The organism is Phenylobacterium sp. Root1290 (assembly GCF_001425305.1).
Taxonomy (GTDB): Bacteria; Pseudomonadota; Alphaproteobacteria; order Caulobacterales; family Caulobacteraceae; genus Phenylobacterium.
This window is the reverse complement of record NZ_LMEE01000001.1, coordinates 975,245-992,239: the sequence shown is the minus strand read 5'-3', so window position 1 is coordinate 992,239 and position 16,995 is coordinate 975,245. Positions and strand designations below refer to the sequence as shown.

Below are 16,995 nucleotides of genomic sequence, written 5' to 3'. Positions count from 1 at the left end.
GAAGCTCAATCTCCCAGAGGCCGCATTGTCCGACCCCGCTCCGCCGCTCGCCGTAAAGAACGTCTCGCTCACCCTGCCTTCGGCGGCCGGACCTGTCGAAATCCTGAAGGACTTGAGCTTTTCCGTGGCGCCGCGCGAACGCGTCGCCATCACCGGGCCGTCAGGCTCTGGCAAGTCGAGCCTGATCGCCGTCGCCGCGGGGCTGGAACAGCCGACCTCCGGCACGGTCGAACTGCTTGGGCGCGATCTTGGGCGGCTGGGCGAGGACGGCCGCGCCCGCCTGCGTCGCGGCAAGGTCTCGCTGGTGTTCCAGTCCTTCCACCTGCTGCCCAACATGACGGCGCTGGAGAATGTCGCCGCGCCGCTGGAGATCGCCGGCGTCGCCGGGGCCGACGCCATCGCTCGCGGCTGGCTGGACCGCGTCGGCCTCTCGGCGCGGCTGCGCCACTATCCGCACCAGCTTTCCGGCGGCGAGCAGCAGCGCGTGGCGCTCGCCCGCGCCCTCGCGCCCCGGCCGGCCCTGCTGTTCGCCGACGAGCCGACCGGGAATCTCGACGCCGCCAACGCCGCCAAGGTCGCCGACCTGCTGTTCGGCCTGGTGGCCGAGGAGGGGGCCGCCATGGTCCTCGTCACCCATGATCCCGCCCTGGCCGAACGGGCCGACCGTCAGGTGCGTCTCAGCGGCGGCCACGCCTGATGAACCTGCTCGCGTTTCGCTTCGCCGGCCGCGAGCTGCGCTCCGGCGTCAGCGGCTTCCGGATCTTCCTGGCCTGCCTGGCGCTTGGCGTCGCGGCCATCGCGGCGGCCGGCTCGACCGCTGAGGCCTTCCGCCAGGGCCTGGCCAGCCAGGCCCGCGAGATCCTCGGCGGCGACCTCGCCGTCACCGTCGAGCAGCGTCGCTTCACACCGGCCGAGCGCTCGGCGATCGAGAAGGCGGGCAAGGCCTCCTGGGCGGTCGGCAGCCGGGCCATGGCCCAGACCGAATCCGGCCAGCGCCGCCTGGTCGAGCTGCGCGGCGTCAGCGACGCCTATCCCTTGGCGGGGCAGGTCACGCTGGAGGATGGCGGCGACTTCCATCGCGCCATCGCCCCCGCCGCCGACGGCGCCGCCGGAGCCGTCGTGGAGCGGGTGCTGCTGGAGCGATTGGGCCTGAAGATCGGCGACCGCGTCCTGGTCGGCGAGTTACCGGTCGTGGTTCGCGGCGTGCTGGTCCAGGAACCGGACCGGCTGTCCCGCGGCTTCGCCCTGGGCCCGCGCGTGCTCGTGCGGCGCGAAGCGGTCGAGGCCGGCGGCTTCCTGGAGCCGGGCCTGCCGTTTCTCGAGACGGCGCGCATCGCCCTGCCAAACGATGTGACGCCCACCGAGGCGCGCAAGGCGCTGCGCAAGGAAATCAAGGATCGCGGCGTGCGGATGCGCGACCGCGACGATGCTGCGCCCGGTGTCCGCTGGCTGATCGATCAGCTCGAATACTTCCTGGGCTTCATCGGCCTCGCCTCGCTGGTGGCTGGCGGCCTGGGGGTGTTCGGCGCGGTGACGGCCTTCCTGGAGGAGCGCAAGCCTTCCATCGCCGTGCTTAAGGCGCTGGGGGCCGAGGGCGCGCTGGTGCGTGACCTCTACCTGATTCAGATCGGGCTGCTGGCGCTTCTCGGCGTCGCCATCGGCCTGGCGATCGGCGCGGCTGCGCCGTTCCTGCTGGCGGGGCTGATCCCCGACGACCTGACCGTGCCGGCCCTGTTCGCGGTCTATCCGGAGCCGCTGCTGCGGGCAGGCGCCTTCGGCCTGCTGTCGGCCGCGGCTTTCTCGCTGGCGCCGCTGGCGCGGGCCAGGGCCACGCCGCCGGCCAGCCTGTTTCGCCGCGACACCCGCGGGCGGCTGGGCGTCAGCGTCGAGACGGTCGGCGCGGCGCTGGCGGCGCTCGGCCTTGGCGTCCTTTCGATCCTGACCGCTCCGACGCCGCTCGCCGCCGGCTTGATGATCGGCGGGGTGGCGGTCTCATTCGTGCTGCTGTGGGGGCTTGGCCTGTTGGCCGCCCATCTCGCCGGGAAGCTGCGGGGCCGCACGCGCGGTGCGGTTCGCATGGGCCTCGCCAACCTGGCCGGGCCGCGCTCGGCCGCCAGGACCGCCGCGCCGGCCATCGGCCTGGGCGTCGGCCTGTTGGCGGCGGTCGTGCTGATCCAGTCCAGCCTGCTGCGGCAGGTCGCCGAGGTCGCGCCGAAGACCGCACCTGCGCTGGTCTTCACCGAGATCCCGGGCGCCGAGGCCGCGCGGTTCGATCAGATCGTCCAGGACGCCTTCGGCCAGAAACTCAACGCCGACAACTATTTGCGCGCGCCATTTCTCACCGGCCGCATCGTTCGTATCAAGGGCGAACCCGTCGATCGCAAGTCGATCACCGAGCGCGAGCGCTGGGCCTATGACAACGACATCTCGGTGTCCGCCATCGGTCCGGAGCCCAACGATCCGCAGATCGTCGAGGGGCGCTGGTGGCCCGCCAACTATCAGGGCCCGCCGCTGCTGGCGATGGAGGTCGACGCCGCGCGGGCGGGGGGGCTGAAGGTCGGCGACGCCGTCACCCTCTCGGTGCTCGGGCGGGAGATCGAGGCGAAGATCGCGGTGCTGCGCAAGGTCGATGTCGGCGGCTTCGGCGCCAGCTTCCCGCTGATCCTCACGCCGTCGACCCTGGAAGGCGCCGAACTGCGCCATGTCGCCATCGCCAAGGCCAGCCAGGAACAGGAGGCGCGCGCCACCCGCGCCCTGGGCGCCGAATTCCCCGAGGTGAACGTCATCTCCGTGCGCGAGCAACTGGAGGCGGCCACGGAGCTCTTCGACCGCCTGGTGCTGGCGATCCGCAGCGCGGCGGCGGTCGCGGCGCTGGCGGGCCTGCTGGTGCTGACCGGGGCCATCGCCGCCCGCGCCCAGGCCCGCACCCGCGAGGCCTCGATCCTCAAGGTGCTGGGCGCGTCGCGGCTGCAGGTGCTGGGCGCCTATGTGCTTGAATATGGAGCGGTCGGGCTGATCGCCGGTGTGACCGGCGTCGCACTGGGGGCGATCGCCGCCTGGCCGGTGGTCACGCAAGTGTTCAAGTCGGAGTGGGCGGTGGACTGGTCAGGCGTCGCCGCGCTGGTCCTGGGGGCCGCGGTCCTGGCCGGGCTTGGCGGTTTGCTGGCCTCGCTCCACGCCCTGGCCAAGCGTCCGGCCGCCGCATTGCGATCAGAGTGAAACAGAGTGAACCGGCTTTAAGATTCTGGTCACCGACGCAGGGCGTATTTCCTCCTTATGAGGTCCGCTCGTTCCAACGCTGCTTTCGATCATGGCGCTGCGCTTCGCGTGCCGCCGGTCAACGACACCCGTAGCTGGCACAAGCTTTGGGCATGGCTAGGCGATGACGCCCAGGCCATGACCGAAGCCGGCGCCGTCCAGGTCTGCACCCCTGAAGGCTGGGCGATCGCCCAGGCGGGAGACTGGATCGTCCTGTCCGTCAGCGGCGATTTCCATGTGGCCCACAGCGGCCGCCGGATGTGGGACGCCTGATCCCCCGCCGGTTTGGCGGCATTCGAGGGATCTATGTCGTTCCTCGGCTAAGCAAGCCGGCGGTATGATCAAGATCATACCGGAGGGCTCCATGCTGCTGCTCAAGCCGAACTGCGAATGCTGCGACCGCGACCTTCCGCCGGAGTCGGCCGAGGCGAGGATCTGTTCGTTCGAATGCACATTCTGCGCGGACTGCGCAGACGGCGCGCTGAACGGCGCCTGTCCCAACTGCGGGGGAAATTTCGCGGTGCGTCCGATCCGGCCTGCGGCCGCCCTGGCGCGCTTCCCGGCCTCGACCGAGCGCCACCTGGGCGCAGCGGCGCCCTGCGTTGAAAAGCGAAGCGCGGCTTAGGCCGCGCGCAGCGCTTCCCAGGCCTTCTGGATGCCGACCAGGCGTTCTTCGGAGTTGGTTTCGATCTGGGTCTGGGCGTCGAACGACACGCCGGTCATGTCGCCCCGGCGCCAGCGGACGCGGACGTCGTAGACGATGCCGCCCAGCAGTTGCAGCACCACGAAACGTGAGGGCAGGGGATAGATCGCAGAGATCTGCAGCCTGGCGCCGCCCTTGCTCAGGTCGACGATGGTGCAGTCGGCCCAGTGGGCCATTTCCTTGCCGTAGAACACGCGCGCGCGCAGGCTCGTCGGCTCGCGGGGATGCTCTCGGCGATCGGAATAGTCTGGGGCGCTCACGGATGCATCCTGGCAGTAAACGCTTTCATCGGCCTTAATTGCTAAGGTTTCGCAGCGGGCCGACCCAAAAGCCGAAACTGACGCTAATTCAAAGGTGACGCTTCGTCGCGTCGCCTGAAAATCTCGCCTCGTGGTTAGAGATTCGAGGGCGCGCGCCGCCGCAGGTTTGGGCATAAGCGCCGCGATGTTCAGCAGCTTGAAAACAGTGCTGACCGGCAAGACGCCGATCCGCTTCGACGATGTGCTGCGCGCCGGCCTCGGCAGCCTGCTCGGCGTAGCGCTGGCCGGCGTCGCCGCTCGCCTGGTCGCCGGTCAGGATCTGGGCCTGGGGCCGCTGCTGGTCGGGCCGATCGGCGCGTCGGCGGTGCTGCTGTTCGCGGTCCCGGCCAGCCCGCTGGCTCAACCCCGCGCCGTCCTGGGCGGCAACGTCATTTCGGCCTTGGTCGGCGTCGCCTGCGCGATGTTCGTGCCTGAGCCGGTGGTCGCAGCAGCGCTGGCGGTGGCGCTCGCGATCGTCCTGATGATGCTGCTCGGGTGCCTGCACCCGCCGGGCGGGGCCATGGCCCTGACCGCCGTGATCGGCGGTTCGGCCGTCACCGACCTCGGGTTCGGCTTCGCCCTGGTTCCGGTGGGGCTCTGCTCGCTGCTGCTGGTGATCGCCGCGGTCGGGCTCAATCGCCTGATGGGGCGGTCCTATCCGCACCGGGTCCCGGCGGCGGTAAGTCCGCACGCCACCAGCGACGCGGCCCCGCAGTCCCGCGTCGGTTACACCTCGGCCGACCTGGATCAGGCCTTGGCCCAGTACGGCGAACTGCTCGACGTCAGCCGCGAAGACCTCGACGCGCTGTTCCGCCAGGTCGAGCTCCAGGCCCACAAGCGCCTGCACTCGGCGATCCTCTGCGGAGAGATCATGTCCCGCGACGTCATCTCGGTCGATGCAAGCCAGAGCGCCGAGAGCGCGCTGGCCTTCCTGCAGGCGCACGACCTGCGCACGGCTCCCGTCGTCGATGCGCAGGGCAGGGTGGTCGGCATGGTGCGCCGCGCCGAGCTGCTGGCCGCACGCCAGCGTCCGGTCGAGGCGGCGGTCGATCCCTTTGTCCACCGGGTCCGCGAGGGCACGCCGATCGAGGCGCTGCTGCCGCTGCTGTCCAGCGGCGCGGTGCACGAGGCCCTGGTCGTGGACGAGAACCGGGTGCTGATCGGCATCATCACCCAGACCGATCTGCTGGCCGTCCTCTACCGCGCGCACATCGTCGAAGCGGTCGTGGCCGAGCGCACCGCAGCCTGATCGACGATAAGTCGGCATCACGGCTAGGATTTCGCCCGGTCTGGGCTAGAAACGAGACTTCGCCCCGTCGTATCGAAGGCCCTCGCGGGACCAAGCCCCCGCGCGTGGGTCGCTGTATGGAAGGAACCGGCTTTGGATGACGCTCTGCGGCGCGCTGCGCTCGCCTATCACGAGTTTGGACGGCCCGGGAAACTGAGCGTCGAGCCCACCAAGCCGATGGCGACTCAACGCGATCTGGCCCTGGCCTATTCGCCTGGCGTCGCGGCGGCCTGCGAGGCGATCGTCGAGGACCCGGCCTGGGCCGAGCGCGTCACCGCCCGCGGCAACCTGGTGGCGGTGATCACCGACGGCACCGCAGTCCTGGGCCTGGGCAACATCGGCCCGCTGGCGTCCAAGCCGGTGATGGAGGGCAAGGCCGTCCTCTTCAAGAAGTTCGCCGGCATCGACGTCTTCGACCTGGAGGTCTCCTCGTCCAGCCCCGACCACTTCGTCGAGGTGGTGGCCGCGCTCGAGCCGACCTTCGGCGGCATCAACCTCGAGGACATCAAGGCCCCGGAGTGCTTCTACATCGAGCGCGCCCTGCGCGAGCGGATGAACATTCCGGTCTTCCATGACGACCAGCACGGCACCGCCATCGTCTGCGCCGCGGCCGTCCGCAACGCCCTGACCATCCAGGGCAAGCAGCTCTCCGAGGTGAAGCTGGTCACGTCCGGGGCGGGCGCGGCGGCGCTGGCCTGCGTGGACTTGCTGGTCAGCATGGGCCTGCCGGCCGACAACATCACCCTCACCGACATCAACGGCGTCGTGCACAAGGATCGCGGCGACCTGACGCCGGAACTGGCGCGCTACGCCCGCAAGACCGACGCCCGGACGCTGCAGGACGTGCTGGTCGGCGCCGACATCTTCCTGGGCCTCTCCGCGCCGCGCGTGCTCAAGCAGGAATGGCTCCCGCTGCTGGCCAAGAGCCCGCTGATCATGGCCCTGGCCAATCCCGAGCCGGAGATCCTGCCCGAGCTGGTGGTCGCCAGCCGCCCGGACGCCATCGTCGCCACCGGCCGTTCGGACTACCCGAACCAGGTCAACAACGTCCTCTGTTTCCCGTTCATCTTCCGCGGCGCCCTCGACGTCGGCGCCACCGAGATCAACGAGGCGATGAAGCAGGCGGCCGCCGAGGCCATCGCCGAGCTCGCCCGCGCCGAGGTCAGCGATGTCGTCGCCAGCGCCTATGCCGGCCAGGTCCCGCTGTTCGGCCGCGACTACGTGATCCCCAAGCCCTTCGACCCGCGCCTGATCCTCGAGATCGCGCCCGCCGTCGCCAAGGCGGCGATGGACTCGGGCGTCGCTCGCCGCCCGATCGCCGACTTCGAGGCCTATCGCCGCGAGCTTGAAGGCTATGTCTACCGCTCGGGCCAGCTGATGCGCCCGGTGTTCGCCCAGGCCCGCGACTGCAAGCGCCGCATCGCCTATGCCGAAGGCGAGGACGAGCGCGTCCTGCGCGGCGTCCAGACCGTCGTCGACGAGCAACTCGCCCGCCCGGTGCTGATCGGCCACCGCGAGACCATCGAGGCCAAGGTCCGCGAACTGGGTCTGCGCCTGACGCCCGACCGCGACGTCGAGATTTTCGACCCCGACGCCGATCCGTCGGTGGATGAGATCTCCGCCGAGTACCGCGCGGTGGTCGAGCGTCGCGGCGTGCCGCCGACGGCCGCCAACCGCCGCGTCGTCACCCGCCCGACCGTCACGGCGGCCATGCTGCTGCGCCGGGGGATGGTCGACGGCGCCCTGGTCGGCGGCGGCGGCGACTGGTGGCGTCACTTCACCTACGCCACCCCGGTGATCCCGGCCCGGCCCGGCGTCTCGCGGATCTCGGCGCTCTCCGGGGTGATCATGCCCAAGGGCGCGCTGTTCTTCTGCGACACCCACGTCAACGTCGACCCGACCGCCGAGCAGATCGCCGAGTCCACGATCCTGGCGGCCGAGGCGGTGCGCGGCTTCGGCATCACCCCGAAGGTGGCGCTGCTGTCGCACTCCAGCTTCGGCTCCTCCAACTCGCCGTCCGCGCGCAAGATGCGCCAGGCCCTGGCCATCGTCCGCGAACTGGATCCGGGGCTGGAGGTCGACGGCGAAATGCATGGCGACGCGGCGCTGAACGAGCAGGTCCGCACCCGCTACATCTCCGGCGGCGCGTTCGCCGGGGACGCCAACCTGCTGATCGCCCCGTCGCTCGACGCCGCCAACATCGCCCTGACCTTGGTCAGTGCGGTGACCGAGGGCATCGAGGTCGGGCCGCTGCTGCTGGGCCTCTCCAAGCCGCTGCACGTGCTCAGCCCCACGGCGACGGCGCGTGGCATCGTCAACATGACCGCGCTGGTGGCCAGCCAGGCCGCCGCCCGAGCCTGATCATTTAGGGGAGGCGCGCCCTGCGGCGCGTCTCCGCTCGCGGCCTGCGGTTTAGCTCTACCCTGACGCCGCGAACCCTGCGCTAGTCCCTCGCGCCAAACCGGGAGAGCCGCCGCAGTGCCCCTAGACCTTCCCCCGCTCGTCGACACCGTCGTGGTCGAGGCCGCCCGTCTGCCGCCGTCGCCCGGCGACAAGGCGTTCTCCATCGTCACCATCGGCAGCGAGACCATCGCCACCGCGCCGCGCCTGGACGAGGCGCTGACCGCGACCCCGGGCGTGCAGCTGTTCCGCCGGACCTCCAGCCAGGTCTCCAACCCGACCACCCAGGGGATCAGCGTCCGGTCCATCGCCGGTTCCGGCGCCAGCCGCGCGCTGGTGCTGCTGGACGGCGTGCCGCAGAACGATCCGTTCGGCGGCTGGGTGCTGTGGACCGGCCTGCCGACGATCTCGGTCGAGCAGGCGCGAGTAGTGCGCGGCGCAGGGGCGGGCCCCTATGGCGCGGGCGCGCTCACCGGGACCATCCAGCTTTCCGAACGCACCCGCGCGCCGCGCGGCGGCGAGTATGAGGTCTATGGCGGCGAGCGCGGCCTCGCGGGCGCGGCCGCGGCTGGCGCGATCGGCGACCTCTTCCTGTCCGCGGCGACCGAACGCAGCGATGGCTGGGTCCCGCTGGGCCAGGGGCGCGGCGCGGCCGATACCGAGCTCTACTACCAGGGCCTGGGCGGCGCTCTGCGCTGGACGCCGCAGGTCGCCGGCAAGGAACTGGCGCTGCGCCTCTCGGGCTACCAGGAAAAGCGTGGCGCGGGCCTGGTCGGGGCCGACTCACGCGCGACCGGCGCCACCCTCTCGGCGACACTGGTCGACCAGCCGGACGCCGAGCGCGCCGGATGGCGGCTGCAGGGCTGGCTCAAGCGCTCGGACTTCGAGAACCGTTCGGCCGCCGTCGCAGCGGGCCGCAACACCACCACGCCGGCCAGCGAGCAGTACGCCACGCCGGCCATGGGCTACGGCCTCAACGCCGCTCTGCGCCGCGATAGCGCGGCGGGCGGCTGGGAAGTGGGCGCCGACGCCCGGATCTTCGACGGCGAGACCCGCGAGAAGTTTCGCTACATCGCCGGCGCCTTCACCCGCGACCGGGTCGCGGGCGGTACGCAATCGGTGTTGGGCGCCTATGGCGAGGCCTATCGTAATGCCGGCGACTGGCTGCTGACCGGCGGCGTGCGGCTGGACCGCTGGGCCACCTACGACGGTCAGCGGCGAGAGCGCGACGCCGCCAGCGGCGCGGTGACCCTCGACAATCGCCCGGCCGACCGCGACGGCTGGCTGCCCACGGGACGGCTGGGTGCGCGCTACGGCGTCTCCGACAGCCTCTATCTCCGGGGCGCGGCCTATGCCGGGTTCCGGCCCGCCACGCTCAACGAGCTCTACCGTCCGTTCCGGGTCGGCAACGACGTGACCGAGGCCAATGCCGGCCTCGAGCCGGAGAAGCTCTACGGGGTGGAGTTCGGCGTCGGCGCCGAGGGCGACCTGCGCTGGGACGTCACCGTGTTCGCCAACCGCCTCGACGGCGCGGTGGCCAACGTCACTATCGGCTTTGGACCCGCGACCTTCCCGATCGCCGGGCTCATCCCGGCCGGCGGGGTGCTGCGCCAGCGGCAGAACGCCGGACAGGTCGACGCCTACGGGATCGAGGCGGAGGTCGAGCGCCGTTGGGAGAGCGTCTCCCTGCGCCTTGCCGGCGCCTATACCGACGCCGAGGTCGACGGCGGATCGGCCGCGCCGCAACTCACCGGCCTGCGTCCGGCCCAGACCCCACGTTTCACCGCGACGGGCGAAGCCACGTGGCGGCCCATCGAGGCCCTGAATCTGCGCGCCGTGGTGCGCTACGAAGGCGACCGTTTCGACGACGACCTCAACACCCGCGAGCTGTCGGCGGCGACCGACGTCAACCTGCGCGCCGACTGGACCGTCTCGCGTTCGGTGACCCTCTATGCGGCCGCCGAGAACCTGTTCGACGCCAAGATCGAGACGGCGCAGACAGGCGACGGTCTGGAAAGCTACGACCAGCCGCAGACCTTCCGCGTCGGCCTGGTCCTGCGTCGCTGACGCACGGCGACGGCCCGGCGCTAGCTGCGCCGGTGTCCGCCGTTTCGTGGGGAAGTAGGTTACGCCGGGTTGGTGACGGCGTGGGGATGGTGGGTGCAGTAGGATTCGAACCTACGACCCGCTGATTAAGAGTCAGCTGCTCTACCAACTGAGCTATGCACCCATAACCGTTACGCCATAAGGCTTTGCGGCTATTTCCCTGGCTGGTCGGAAGAGCGTTTCGCCCGCCGCCCCGCTGGGGAGGCGTCCTGTTAGCGAGTCTCGCTGGGCGTTGCAAGCGTCTTCTGGCGCCGCTCGCTATCCCGCCGGCATCGGACGGAAAGTGTAGGGCCCGGTGTGGGCGATGTAGTGGTCGAAGAGGGTCCAGATCTTCCCACCCAGGGCTCGCCAACGGTGGCAGAACGAGATGTCCTCGCTCATCGCCACGCCGTTCTCGTCGGCCAGCGGCTCGAAGCACTGCAGCACGTTCTTGAGGTTCTGATGGGCGTAGTAGCTGCCCGCCGAGCTGCGATAGAGCGACGGATCGGCCTCGCGCAGGGCCTCGAACACCTCGCGCTTGATCAGCATCAGGCCGGTGGGGGCGGTCTGCGCCTCGTAGAAGTCGCCCTTGGTCACGTGCGGCTCGACCAGGTCGACCGGATAGCTGAGGGCCGCGGCGAAGGCGGTGTTGGGATCGGCGTGCTTGCGCGCCGCGGCGTGGAAGGCGGCGACGTTCAGCGCCCGCTGCGGATAGATCCCCGCGACCACCGGCTCGTCGAGGGCGATCATCTTCTGGACCACGCTGGCGGGGAAGCTGACGTCCGCATCGACGAACAGCAGGTGGGTGTGGTCGGTCTCAAGCACGCGGCTGGCCAACAGGTTGCGCGCGGTGGAAATGATCACCGCCTTGGTCGACTCCCAGCCCATCGAAGCGCCCAGCATCGCCTGCAACTCAAGCATGCTGCGCGTGTACTGACCGGTCACCTGGCCGTTGTAGGTGGGGGTTCCGACCAGAATTTTCATGCGCTTGGTCCCTTGTTAGGCCGGCGGCAACTTAGGCAAGTTCACGTCAAGGTCGAGTCGGTGGCGTGCAGCAGGGGGAATTCATGGCGAGGCGCGATCTCACCGGGGCGGTGGACTTTCAGTACCTCGAGACCTTCACCGCCGGCGACGGCGATGTGATCGACGAGGTGCTCGATCTCTTCCGCCAGCAGGCCGCCATCTGGGCCAGCCTGCTGGAACCATCCTCGGAAGGCTGGCGTGACGCCGTGCACACCATCAAGGGCGCCGCCCGTGGCGTGGGGGCGTTCCAGCTCGGAGACGCCTGCGCGCGCGCCGAGGCCGAAGGCCCCGGCGCGATCGATGGGGTGAAGGACGCCCTGGACGCTGCGCTGGCCGACGTGGCGGCCTACGCCCACGAGCGGGCGCTTCAGTCGTTGCGCACGCCGCGCAGCTGATCCCACACGCCGAACTCGTAGGCGATGCAGCGGTCGATCAGCAGCCGCCACACCGGCTCGGCGATCTCCTCAGACAGGCCAGCGTCACGGGCGGCCGCCTTGACCTTGGTCACCACGTCCTCGATCCGCGCGGTGTCCAGCACCGTGTGGCGTTCGGACTTGATACGGGCGGCGGCGTCCATGTAACGCTGGCGCTCGGCCAGCATCAGAACAAGCGCGCGGTCCAACGCATCGACGCCCTTGCGGACATCGAGCATGGTCTCGCAGTCGGCCGGCAAGGGCCGCTCATCAACAACGATTTTCATGGGTCCGCTTAGGACTAAATCCCGGCCCCGTTGTCCAGGGTTCTTAGCGCAGCTTCGTGGGCTTCGGCTTCGGCGGCGATCCAGTTGATGAACGCCTTGACCTGCGGCAGGCGGCCCTTGGCCTTCGGGTGGACCACGTAATAGGCGAAATCGACGGCCGTCGCGATCTGCAGCGGGGCGATCAGCCGGCCGGCGTCGAGGTCGGCCTGGGCCAGGGTCCGCTTGGCCAGCGCCACGCCGCGGCCGTTCACCGCCGCCTCGATCACCAGGCTCGATTGGTTGAACCGCGGGCCGCGTGCGCCATCGATGCCGCGCAGGCCGCGCGCGGCGAGCCACATCGTCCAGTCAGGGCACGAATCGTCGGGCTCGGGCGAGCCGTCGTGCAGCAGGATGTGATGGGCCAGGTCGGCGGGTTCGTTGAGTGCGATGTTCGCCGCAAGGTCTGGAGAAAGCACGGGAATAACCGTTTCGCCGATCAGCCGGCGAACCTCCAGGCCCGGATAGCGGCCGGCGCCGTAGCGGATCGCCACGTCGACCTCGCCGGCGGTCAGATCGACCAGTTCCAGGCCGGCCGAAAGCCAGACGTCGACCTGCGGATGCAGCTCTTCGAATCGGCCCAGGCGCGGCACCAGCCACTTGGCCGCGAACGACGGCGCGGCGGTCAGGGTCAGGCGCCGGCCGTCCACGGCGGCGGTCAGCATCGAGGCGGCTTCCGCCAGCCGGTCGAACGCCTCGCGCAGGGCGGGCAGGGCGGTCTGCGCCGCGTCGGTCAGCAGCAGCCCCTTGGGCGTCCGCTTGAACAGGGCCGCCCCGACATAGTCTTCGAGGTTCTGAATTTGCTGGCTGACAGCTCCGGGCGTCACGGACAGCTCGTCCGCCGCCCGAGAGAAATTGAGGTGCCGCGCGGCCGCCTCGAACGCCCGCAAGGCGTTGAGCGGCGGCAATCGGCGGCGTTCCGCGTTGCGCTCCATCGAGTTTTCCTGACACCCCCGGCAGAAGTCCTTGGGTTGCGAATTGGCCCTTTCACGACCAGTTTGCAACCGTTCGCCGAGGTATTGGCCCTTTTCGTCGGCGGATATCATGGCGGGGCGGGTGCAAGCCCGTCCCGCTCTCGCTTTCAAGCTAGGCGTTTAGAGAAGCTAAAAACAATGCCTGACCGCAAGCCCAAAAACGAGAGCGGCAAGCGCCTCGTCGTGCTGGGCGGAGCGCGCCGTCGCGCGACGGGCGCTGTCTGGCTGGTGGGCGCTGGCCCCGGCGACCCTGAACTGCTGACCATCAAGGCGCTCAAGGCCCTGCAGGCGGCTGAAGTCGTCGTCCACGACGGCCTGGTCACCGACGAGATCCTCGATATGGCGCCGGCCTCGGCCCAGCGCATCTCGGTCGCCAAGCGCAAGTCGCGCCATTCCTACGCCCAGGACGAGATCAACCGCATGCTGGTCGCCTTCGCCCAGGAAGGCTTGCGGGTCGTGCGGCTCAAGGGCGGCGATCCCTTCATCTTCGGACGTGGCGGCGAGGAGCTCGAGGCCTGCCGCGAGGCCGGCGTCGAATGCCACGTCGTGCCCGGGGTCACCGCGGCCCTGGCGGCCGGCGCCAACGCGGGCGCGCCGCTGACCCATCGCGGCTCGGCCCAGGCGGTTACGTTCGTGACCGGCCACGCCGCCTCGGGCAGCGAGCCGGACCTGGACTGGGAGAGCCTGGCCAAGCCCAACCAGACCGTCGTCATCTACATGGGCGTATCGACCGCGGCGGGCATCGCCGCCCGGCTGATCGGCGCGGGCCGCCAGGGCTCGACCCCGGTCCTGGTCGTCGAGAACGCGAGCCGTCCGGACGAGAACCGCATCGTCACCACCCTGGCCGGCCTGCCGGCCGCCGCCGAACAGGTGGCCGGTCCGGCGCTGCTGATCGTGGGCGAGGCTATGGCCTTGGCGCAGACTTCCGGCGATACCGCCGTCTTTGAACCGAAATTTGAGCGGCGCGTGAAATGAAAGCCTTGACCGGAAATCGCCTGACCGACGGCGAAGTCGTCTTCTGGAAGGCTGGCGCCTGGGTGGAGCGCTTCGCCGACGCCGAGCTGTTCGCTGACGCCGAAGCCGGCGAAGCGGCCGAGGCTCACGCCAAGAGCCAGCAGACGGTGATCGTCGATCCCTATCTGATCGACCTGATCGAGAGCGAAGGCCTCTGGGCCCCGGTCAGCTACCGCGAGCGCCTGCGCGCGCTCGGCCCGACCAACCACCTGCACCATGGCAAGCAGGCCGAGGGCGGAGCCGCCATCGAAGCCCTGCAGCACGCGTCCGGCGCGGCCCGCTCCAAGGGCCGCGTCAATCTGATCAAGCGTTAGAGAGGGGAGGGCCATGTACCAGTACGACACCCTCGATAAGGAATTCCTGGCCGACCGGGCCGCCGAGTTCCGTGAACAGGTGGGCCGGCGTCTGGCCGGCGAAATCACCGAGGACCAGTTCAAGCCGATCCGGCTGATGAACGGCCTGTACCTGCAGCTGCACGCCTACATGCTGCGGGTCGCCATTCCCTATGGCTCGCTGAACCCCGCCCAGCTGCGCGTGCTGGCCGATATCGGCCGCACCTACGACAAGGGCTACGGCCACTTCACCACCCGCCAGAACCTGCAGTTCCACTGGATCAAGCTGGCCGATACGCCGGACATCCTGGACCGGCTGGCGGCGGTGGACATGCACGCCATCCAGACCAGCGGCAACTGCATCCGCAACACCACCGCCGACCCCTATTCGGGCGCCACGGTGGAAGAGGTCGACGATCCGCGCGTCTGGTCCGAGGCGATCCGCCAGTGGTCGAGCCTGCATCCGGAATTCTCGTTCCTGCCGCGCAAGTTCAAGATCGCCATCACCGGCGCCGCCAAGGACCGCACGGCCGCCAAGGTGCACGACATCGGCCTGATGATGCGCCGCGGCCGCGACGGCACGCTGGGCTTCGAGGTCATCGTCGGCGGCGGCCTTGGCCGCACGCCCTTCGTCGGCCCGACGATCAAGGAATTCCTGCCGGCCAACCGCCTGGTCTCGTACCTGGAGGCGGTTCTGCGCGTCTACAATCGCCACGGACGCCGGGACAACAAGTACAAGGCCCGCATCAAGATCCTGGTCTCGGCGCTGGGCGCCGAGGAGTTCGGCCGTCAGGTCGAGGAGGAGTGGGCCAAGATCGGACCGGAGGGCGACCTGCCGGACACCGAGATCGCCCGCATCCGCGGCGCCTTCGCCCCGCTGGCCTTCGACAGCCTGGTCAATCGCTCGGAAGCCTTCGAAACCGCCAAGGCGGCCGATCCGGCCCTGGCCCGCTTCGCGCGCAACAACCTGCGTGAGCACAAGCGCGCCGGCTACACGATCATCGAGATCTCGCTGAAGGCGATCGGCGAAACCCCCGGCGACGCCACCTCCGACCAGATGGACGTGATCGCCGACCTGGCCGAGCGCTATGGCCAAGGCGACATCCGGGTCACGCACGAGCAGAACATCGTCCTGCCGCACGTGAAGCTGGATGACGTGCCCGCGGTGCACGCCGCGCTGGCCGCGGTCGGGCTTGCGACGCCGAACGTCAACCTGATCACCGACATGATCGCCTGCCCAGGCCTTGACTACTGCGCCCTGGCCAACGCCCGCGCGATCCCGATCGCGCAGGACATCGCCCGCACCTTCGCCGACCAGGACCGCGCCGAGCTGATCGGCGAGCTGAAGATCAAGATCAGCGGCTGCATCAACGCCTGCGGTCACCACCACGTCGGCCACATCGGCATCCTGGGCGTCGATAAGAAGGGCGAGGAATTCTACCAGCTCACCCTGGGCGGCTCGGGGGCGGAGGACGCCGCCGTCGGCTCCATGCTCGGCCCGGCCTTGCCGGCCGACCGCGTCGCGCCCGCCATCGACACCCTGGTCGAGGTCTATCTGCGCGAACGCCAAGGGCAGGAACGCTTCCTCGACACCTTCCGCCGCACCGGCGTCGTCCCGTTCAAGGAGGCCGTCTATGCCGACGCGAATTAAGCTGCATGACGGCGAGTTCTCGCTGGCCGAGGATCCGTTCACCCACGTCACCGACGACGAGGACCTGGTCCGCGGCGACCTGATCATCTCGCTGACCCGCTTCCAGAGCGAGGGCGAGCGCCTGCTGGCCGAGGGCCGTTCGGTCGGCGTGCGCCTGGAGCCGGCTGAAGAGGTCGAGGTCCTGGCCTACGACCTGCCGCGCCTGGCCCTGGTCGCCGTGGCGTTTCCGAAGTTCAACGACGGCCGCGCCTATACCGCCGCGCGGCTGCTGCGCGAGCGCTACGGCTTCAAGGGCGAGGTCCGCGCCGTCGGCGACGTCCTGCGCGAGCAGGCCGGCTTCATGGTGCGCGTCGGCTTCGACGCCTTCGAGCCGGCCGACGGCTCGACGCCCGAGCAGTGGGCTCACACCGCCCATCGCCAACGTCACGTCTATCAGCGTGCGGCCGACCGTCGGCCGCCGGCCTTCGCCGAAAGGGAGTGAGCTGACCATGGCCTTCGATCAGTTGGAGCGTCCGTCCCTGGCGGCCCGGCTCGACGCCGAGCTGCGCCACGCCCATCCGGCCACCGTGCTGGAATCGGCCGTCGAGGCGTTCGGCGACAAGCTGGCCCTGGTCTCGTCCTTCGGGGCGGAGTCCGCGGTGCTGCTGCACATGATCTCGAAGATCAAGCCGGACGTCCCGGTGCTGTTCCTCGACACCGGCATGCTGTTCGGCCAGACGCTCGATTATCGCAAGAACCTGGCGGCCAAGCTCGGCCTGACCGACGTGCGCGACCTGCGCCCGGCCTATAACGACCTGGCGGTCGCCGATCCCAACGCCAAGCTCTGGCAGACCGACACCGACGCCTGCTGCGAGGTCCGCAAGGTCGTGCCGCTGGACCGCGCCCTGGCCGAGTTCGACGGCTGGATCACCGGCCGCAAGCGCTTCCATGGCGGCGACCGCCTGTCGCTGCCGGTGGTCGAGCAGGCCGACGGCCAGGTGAAGTTCAATCCGCTGGCCAACTGGGGCAAGGCCGAGCTCGACGCCTACATGGCCGAGCACGATCTGCCCGCGCACCCGCTGGTCGCTCAGGGCTTCCCCTCGATCGGCTGCTGGCCGTGCACCAAGCCGGTGGAAGAGGGCCAGGACGTCCGCGCCGGCCGCTGGGCGGGCCAGGACAAGACCGAGTGCGGCATCCACGTCGCGCGCGCTCCGGGCGCGGCGGATAATGTCGGCGGCGACATCTAGGCGCCC

Annotated in this window: 17 protein-coding genes and 1 tRNA gene; 13 read left to right on the top strand and 5 right to left on the bottom strand. The window is 69.9% G+C overall.

The genetic code is table 11. The annotated features are described in order from the left end of the window. The first annotated feature begins 25 nt into the window (after window positions 1-25). The 4 genes from ASC79_RS04830 to ASC79_RS04815 all read left to right on the top strand — a co-directional run bounded on the left by ASC79_RS04830 (window position 26) and on the right by ASC79_RS04815 (window position 3,883). Window positions 26-697, top strand: a complete 672-nt coding sequence (locus ASC79_RS04830; RefSeq protein WP_056020447.1) for an ABC transporter ATP-binding protein — start codon at window positions 26-28, stop codon at window positions 695-697. Next, window positions 697-3,219 carry an ABC transporter permease gene (locus ASC79_RS04825; protein ID WP_056020444.1) on the top strand — a complete coding sequence of 841 codons (2,523 nt, stop codon included), beginning with the start codon at window positions 697-699 and terminating at the stop codon, window positions 3,217-3,219. The genes ASC79_RS04830 and ASC79_RS04825 overlap by 1 nt, the downstream gene beginning before the upstream one ends. 177 nt (window positions 3,220-3,396) lie before the next feature. Then, entirely contained in the window at window positions 3,397-3,531 is a 135-nt protein-coding gene (locus ASC79_RS21610; RefSeq protein WP_255352722.1) for a hypothetical protein, read from the top strand. Between the two features lie 91 nt (window positions 3,532-3,622). Further along, window positions 3,623-3,883, top strand: coding sequence for a DUF1272 domain-containing protein (locus ASC79_RS04815; RefSeq protein ID WP_056021047.1), 261 nt, complete (start codon window positions 3,623-3,625; stop codon window positions 3,881-3,883). Here the strand turns inward: ASC79_RS04815 and ASC79_RS21260 are convergent. Beyond that, window positions 3,880-4,221: a PilZ domain-containing protein gene (locus tag ASC79_RS21260; protein ID WP_056020440.1), complete on the bottom strand. Its 342-nt coding sequence runs from the start codon at window positions 4,219-4,221 to the stop codon at window positions 3,880-3,882. The two genes, ASC79_RS04815 and ASC79_RS21260, sit on opposite strands and share 4 nt — an antisense overlap. 184 nt (window positions 4,222-4,405) lie before the next feature. On the opposite strand from ASC79_RS21260, the gene ASC79_RS04805 reads away from it, so the two are divergent. The 3 genes from ASC79_RS04805 (at window position 4,406) to ASC79_RS04795 (ending at window position 10,015) form a co-directional block, all read left to right on the top strand. Continuing rightward, window positions 4,406-5,509, top strand: coding sequence for an HPP family protein (locus ASC79_RS04805; protein WP_056020435.1), 1,104 nt, complete (start codon window positions 4,406-4,408; stop codon window positions 5,507-5,509). 132 nt (window positions 5,510-5,641) lie between these two features. Next, on the top strand, window positions 5,642-7,909 hold the full coding sequence (locus tag ASC79_RS04800) for an NADP-dependent malic enzyme (protein WP_056020433.1): 2,268 nt from the start codon (window positions 5,642-5,644) through the stop codon (window positions 7,907-7,909). Between the two features lie 117 nt (window positions 7,910-8,026). After that, window positions 8,027-10,015 (top strand): TonB-dependent receptor, encoded by a 1,989-nt coding sequence (locus tag ASC79_RS04795; RefSeq protein ID WP_056020431.1) that lies wholly within the window; start codon window positions 8,027-8,029, stop codon window positions 10,013-10,015. 87 nt (window positions 10,016-10,102) lie between these two features. Here ASC79_RS04795 and ASC79_RS04790 read toward each other — a convergent pair. Together ASC79_RS04790 and ASC79_RS04785 are read right to left on the bottom strand one after the other, a co-directional pair. Then, a tRNA-Lys gene (locus ASC79_RS04790) sits at window positions 10,103-10,178 on the bottom strand. Between the two features lie 134 nt (window positions 10,179-10,312). Further along, complete coding sequence (locus ASC79_RS04785; RefSeq protein ID WP_056020429.1) at window positions 10,313-11,017, bottom strand: hypothetical protein; 705 nt, start codon at window positions 11,015-11,017, stop codon at window positions 10,313-10,315. Window positions 11,018-11,100: 83 nt separating this feature from the next. On the opposite strand from ASC79_RS04785, the gene ASC79_RS04780 reads away from it, so the two are divergent. Then, window positions 11,101-11,451: an Hpt domain-containing protein gene (locus tag ASC79_RS04780; RefSeq protein ID WP_056020427.1), complete on the top strand. Its 351-nt coding sequence runs from the start codon at window positions 11,101-11,103 to the stop codon at window positions 11,449-11,451. Here ASC79_RS04780 and ASC79_RS04775 read toward each other — a convergent pair. Both ASC79_RS04775 and gcvA read right to left on the bottom strand, forming a co-directional pair. After that, complete coding sequence (locus ASC79_RS04775) at window positions 11,424-11,756, bottom strand: chorismate mutase (protein WP_056020425.1); 333 nt, start codon at window positions 11,754-11,756, stop codon at window positions 11,424-11,426. The genes ASC79_RS04780 and ASC79_RS04775 overlap by 28 nt on opposite strands. Window positions 11,757-11,770: 14 nt before the next feature. After that, on the bottom strand, window positions 11,771-12,727 hold the full coding sequence (gene gcvA, locus ASC79_RS04770; protein WP_056020423.1) for a transcriptional regulator GcvA: 957 nt from the start codon (window positions 12,725-12,727) through the stop codon (window positions 11,771-11,773). Window positions 12,728-12,904: 177 nt separating this feature from the next. Between gcvA and cobA the strand changes: the two genes are divergently transcribed. From cobA to ASC79_RS04745, 5 genes are read left to right on the top strand one after another with little or no spacing between them, the layout of a single operon-like run. Then, window positions 12,905-13,741, top strand: coding sequence for a uroporphyrinogen-III C-methyltransferase (gene cobA, locus ASC79_RS04765; protein WP_056020421.1), 837 nt, complete (start codon window positions 12,905-12,907; stop codon window positions 13,739-13,741). Continuing rightward, window positions 13,738-14,094, top strand: coding sequence for a DUF2849 domain-containing protein (locus tag ASC79_RS04760; protein ID WP_056020418.1), 357 nt, complete (start codon window positions 13,738-13,740; stop codon window positions 14,092-14,094). The genes cobA and ASC79_RS04760 overlap by 4 nt, the downstream gene beginning before the upstream one ends. A 13-nt stretch (window positions 14,095-14,107) precedes the next feature. Continuing rightward, window positions 14,108-15,763 (top strand): nitrite/sulfite reductase, encoded by a 1,656-nt coding sequence (locus ASC79_RS04755; RefSeq protein WP_056020415.1) that lies wholly within the window; start codon window positions 14,108-14,110, stop codon window positions 15,761-15,763. Then, window positions 15,747-16,244, top strand: coding sequence for a DUF934 domain-containing protein (locus ASC79_RS04750; RefSeq protein ID WP_056020412.1), 498 nt, complete (start codon window positions 15,747-15,749; stop codon window positions 16,242-16,244). The genes ASC79_RS04755 and ASC79_RS04750 overlap by 17 nt, the downstream gene beginning before the upstream one ends. Window positions 16,245-16,251: 7 nt before the next feature. Next, window positions 16,252-16,989: a phosphoadenylyl-sulfate reductase gene (locus tag ASC79_RS04745; RefSeq protein WP_056020408.1), complete on the top strand. Its 738-nt coding sequence runs from the start codon at window positions 16,252-16,254 to the stop codon at window positions 16,987-16,989. The last annotated feature ends 6 nt before the right edge of the window (window positions 16,990-16,995 follow it).

Bases quoted from the DNA above. Each gene is read 5' to 3' on its own strand.
- cobA (WP_056020421.1), top strand. From the start codon at position 12,905: ATGCCTGACCGCAAGCCCAAAAACGAGAGCGGCAAGCGCCTCGTCGTG.
- ASC79_RS04785 (WP_056020429.1), bottom strand. From the start codon at position 11,017: ATGAAAATTCTGGTCGGAACCCCCACCTACAACGGCCAGGTGACCGGT.
- ASC79_RS04760 (WP_056020418.1), top strand. From the start codon at position 13,738: ATGAAAGCCTTGACCGGAAATCGCCTGACCGACGGCGAAGTCGTCTTC.
- ASC79_RS04780 (WP_056020427.1), top strand. From the start codon at position 11,101: ATGGCGAGGCGCGATCTCACCGGGGCGGTGGACTTTCAGTACCTCGAG.
- ASC79_RS04815 (WP_056021047.1), top strand. From the start codon at position 3,623: ATGCTGCTGCTCAAGCCGAACTGCGAATGCTGCGACCGCGACCTTCCG.
- gcvA (WP_056020423.1), bottom strand. From the start codon at position 12,727: ATGGAGCGCAACGCGGAACGCCGCCGATTGCCGCCGCTCAACGCCTTG.
- ASC79_RS04825 (WP_056020444.1), top strand. From the start codon at position 697: ATGAACCTGCTCGCGTTTCGCTTCGCCGGCCGCGAGCTGCGCTCCGGC.
- ASC79_RS21610 (WP_255352722.1), top strand. From the start codon at position 3,397: ATGACCGAAGCCGGCGCCGTCCAGGTCTGCACCCCTGAAGGCTGGGCG.
- ASC79_RS04775 (WP_056020425.1), bottom strand. From the start codon at position 11,756: ATGAAAATCGTTGTTGATGAGCGGCCCTTGCCGGCCGACTGCGAGACC.
- ASC79_RS04745 (WP_056020408.1), top strand. From the start codon at position 16,252: ATGGCCTTCGATCAGTTGGAGCGTCCGTCCCTGGCGGCCCGGCTCGAC.
- ASC79_RS04805 (WP_056020435.1), top strand. From the start codon at position 4,406: ATGTTCAGCAGCTTGAAAACAGTGCTGACCGGCAAGACGCCGATCCGC.
- ASC79_RS04755 (WP_056020415.1), top strand. From the start codon at position 14,108: ATGTACCAGTACGACACCCTCGATAAGGAATTCCTGGCCGACCGGGCC.
- ASC79_RS04750 (WP_056020412.1), top strand. From the start codon at position 15,747: ATGCCGACGCGAATTAAGCTGCATGACGGCGAGTTCTCGCTGGCCGAG.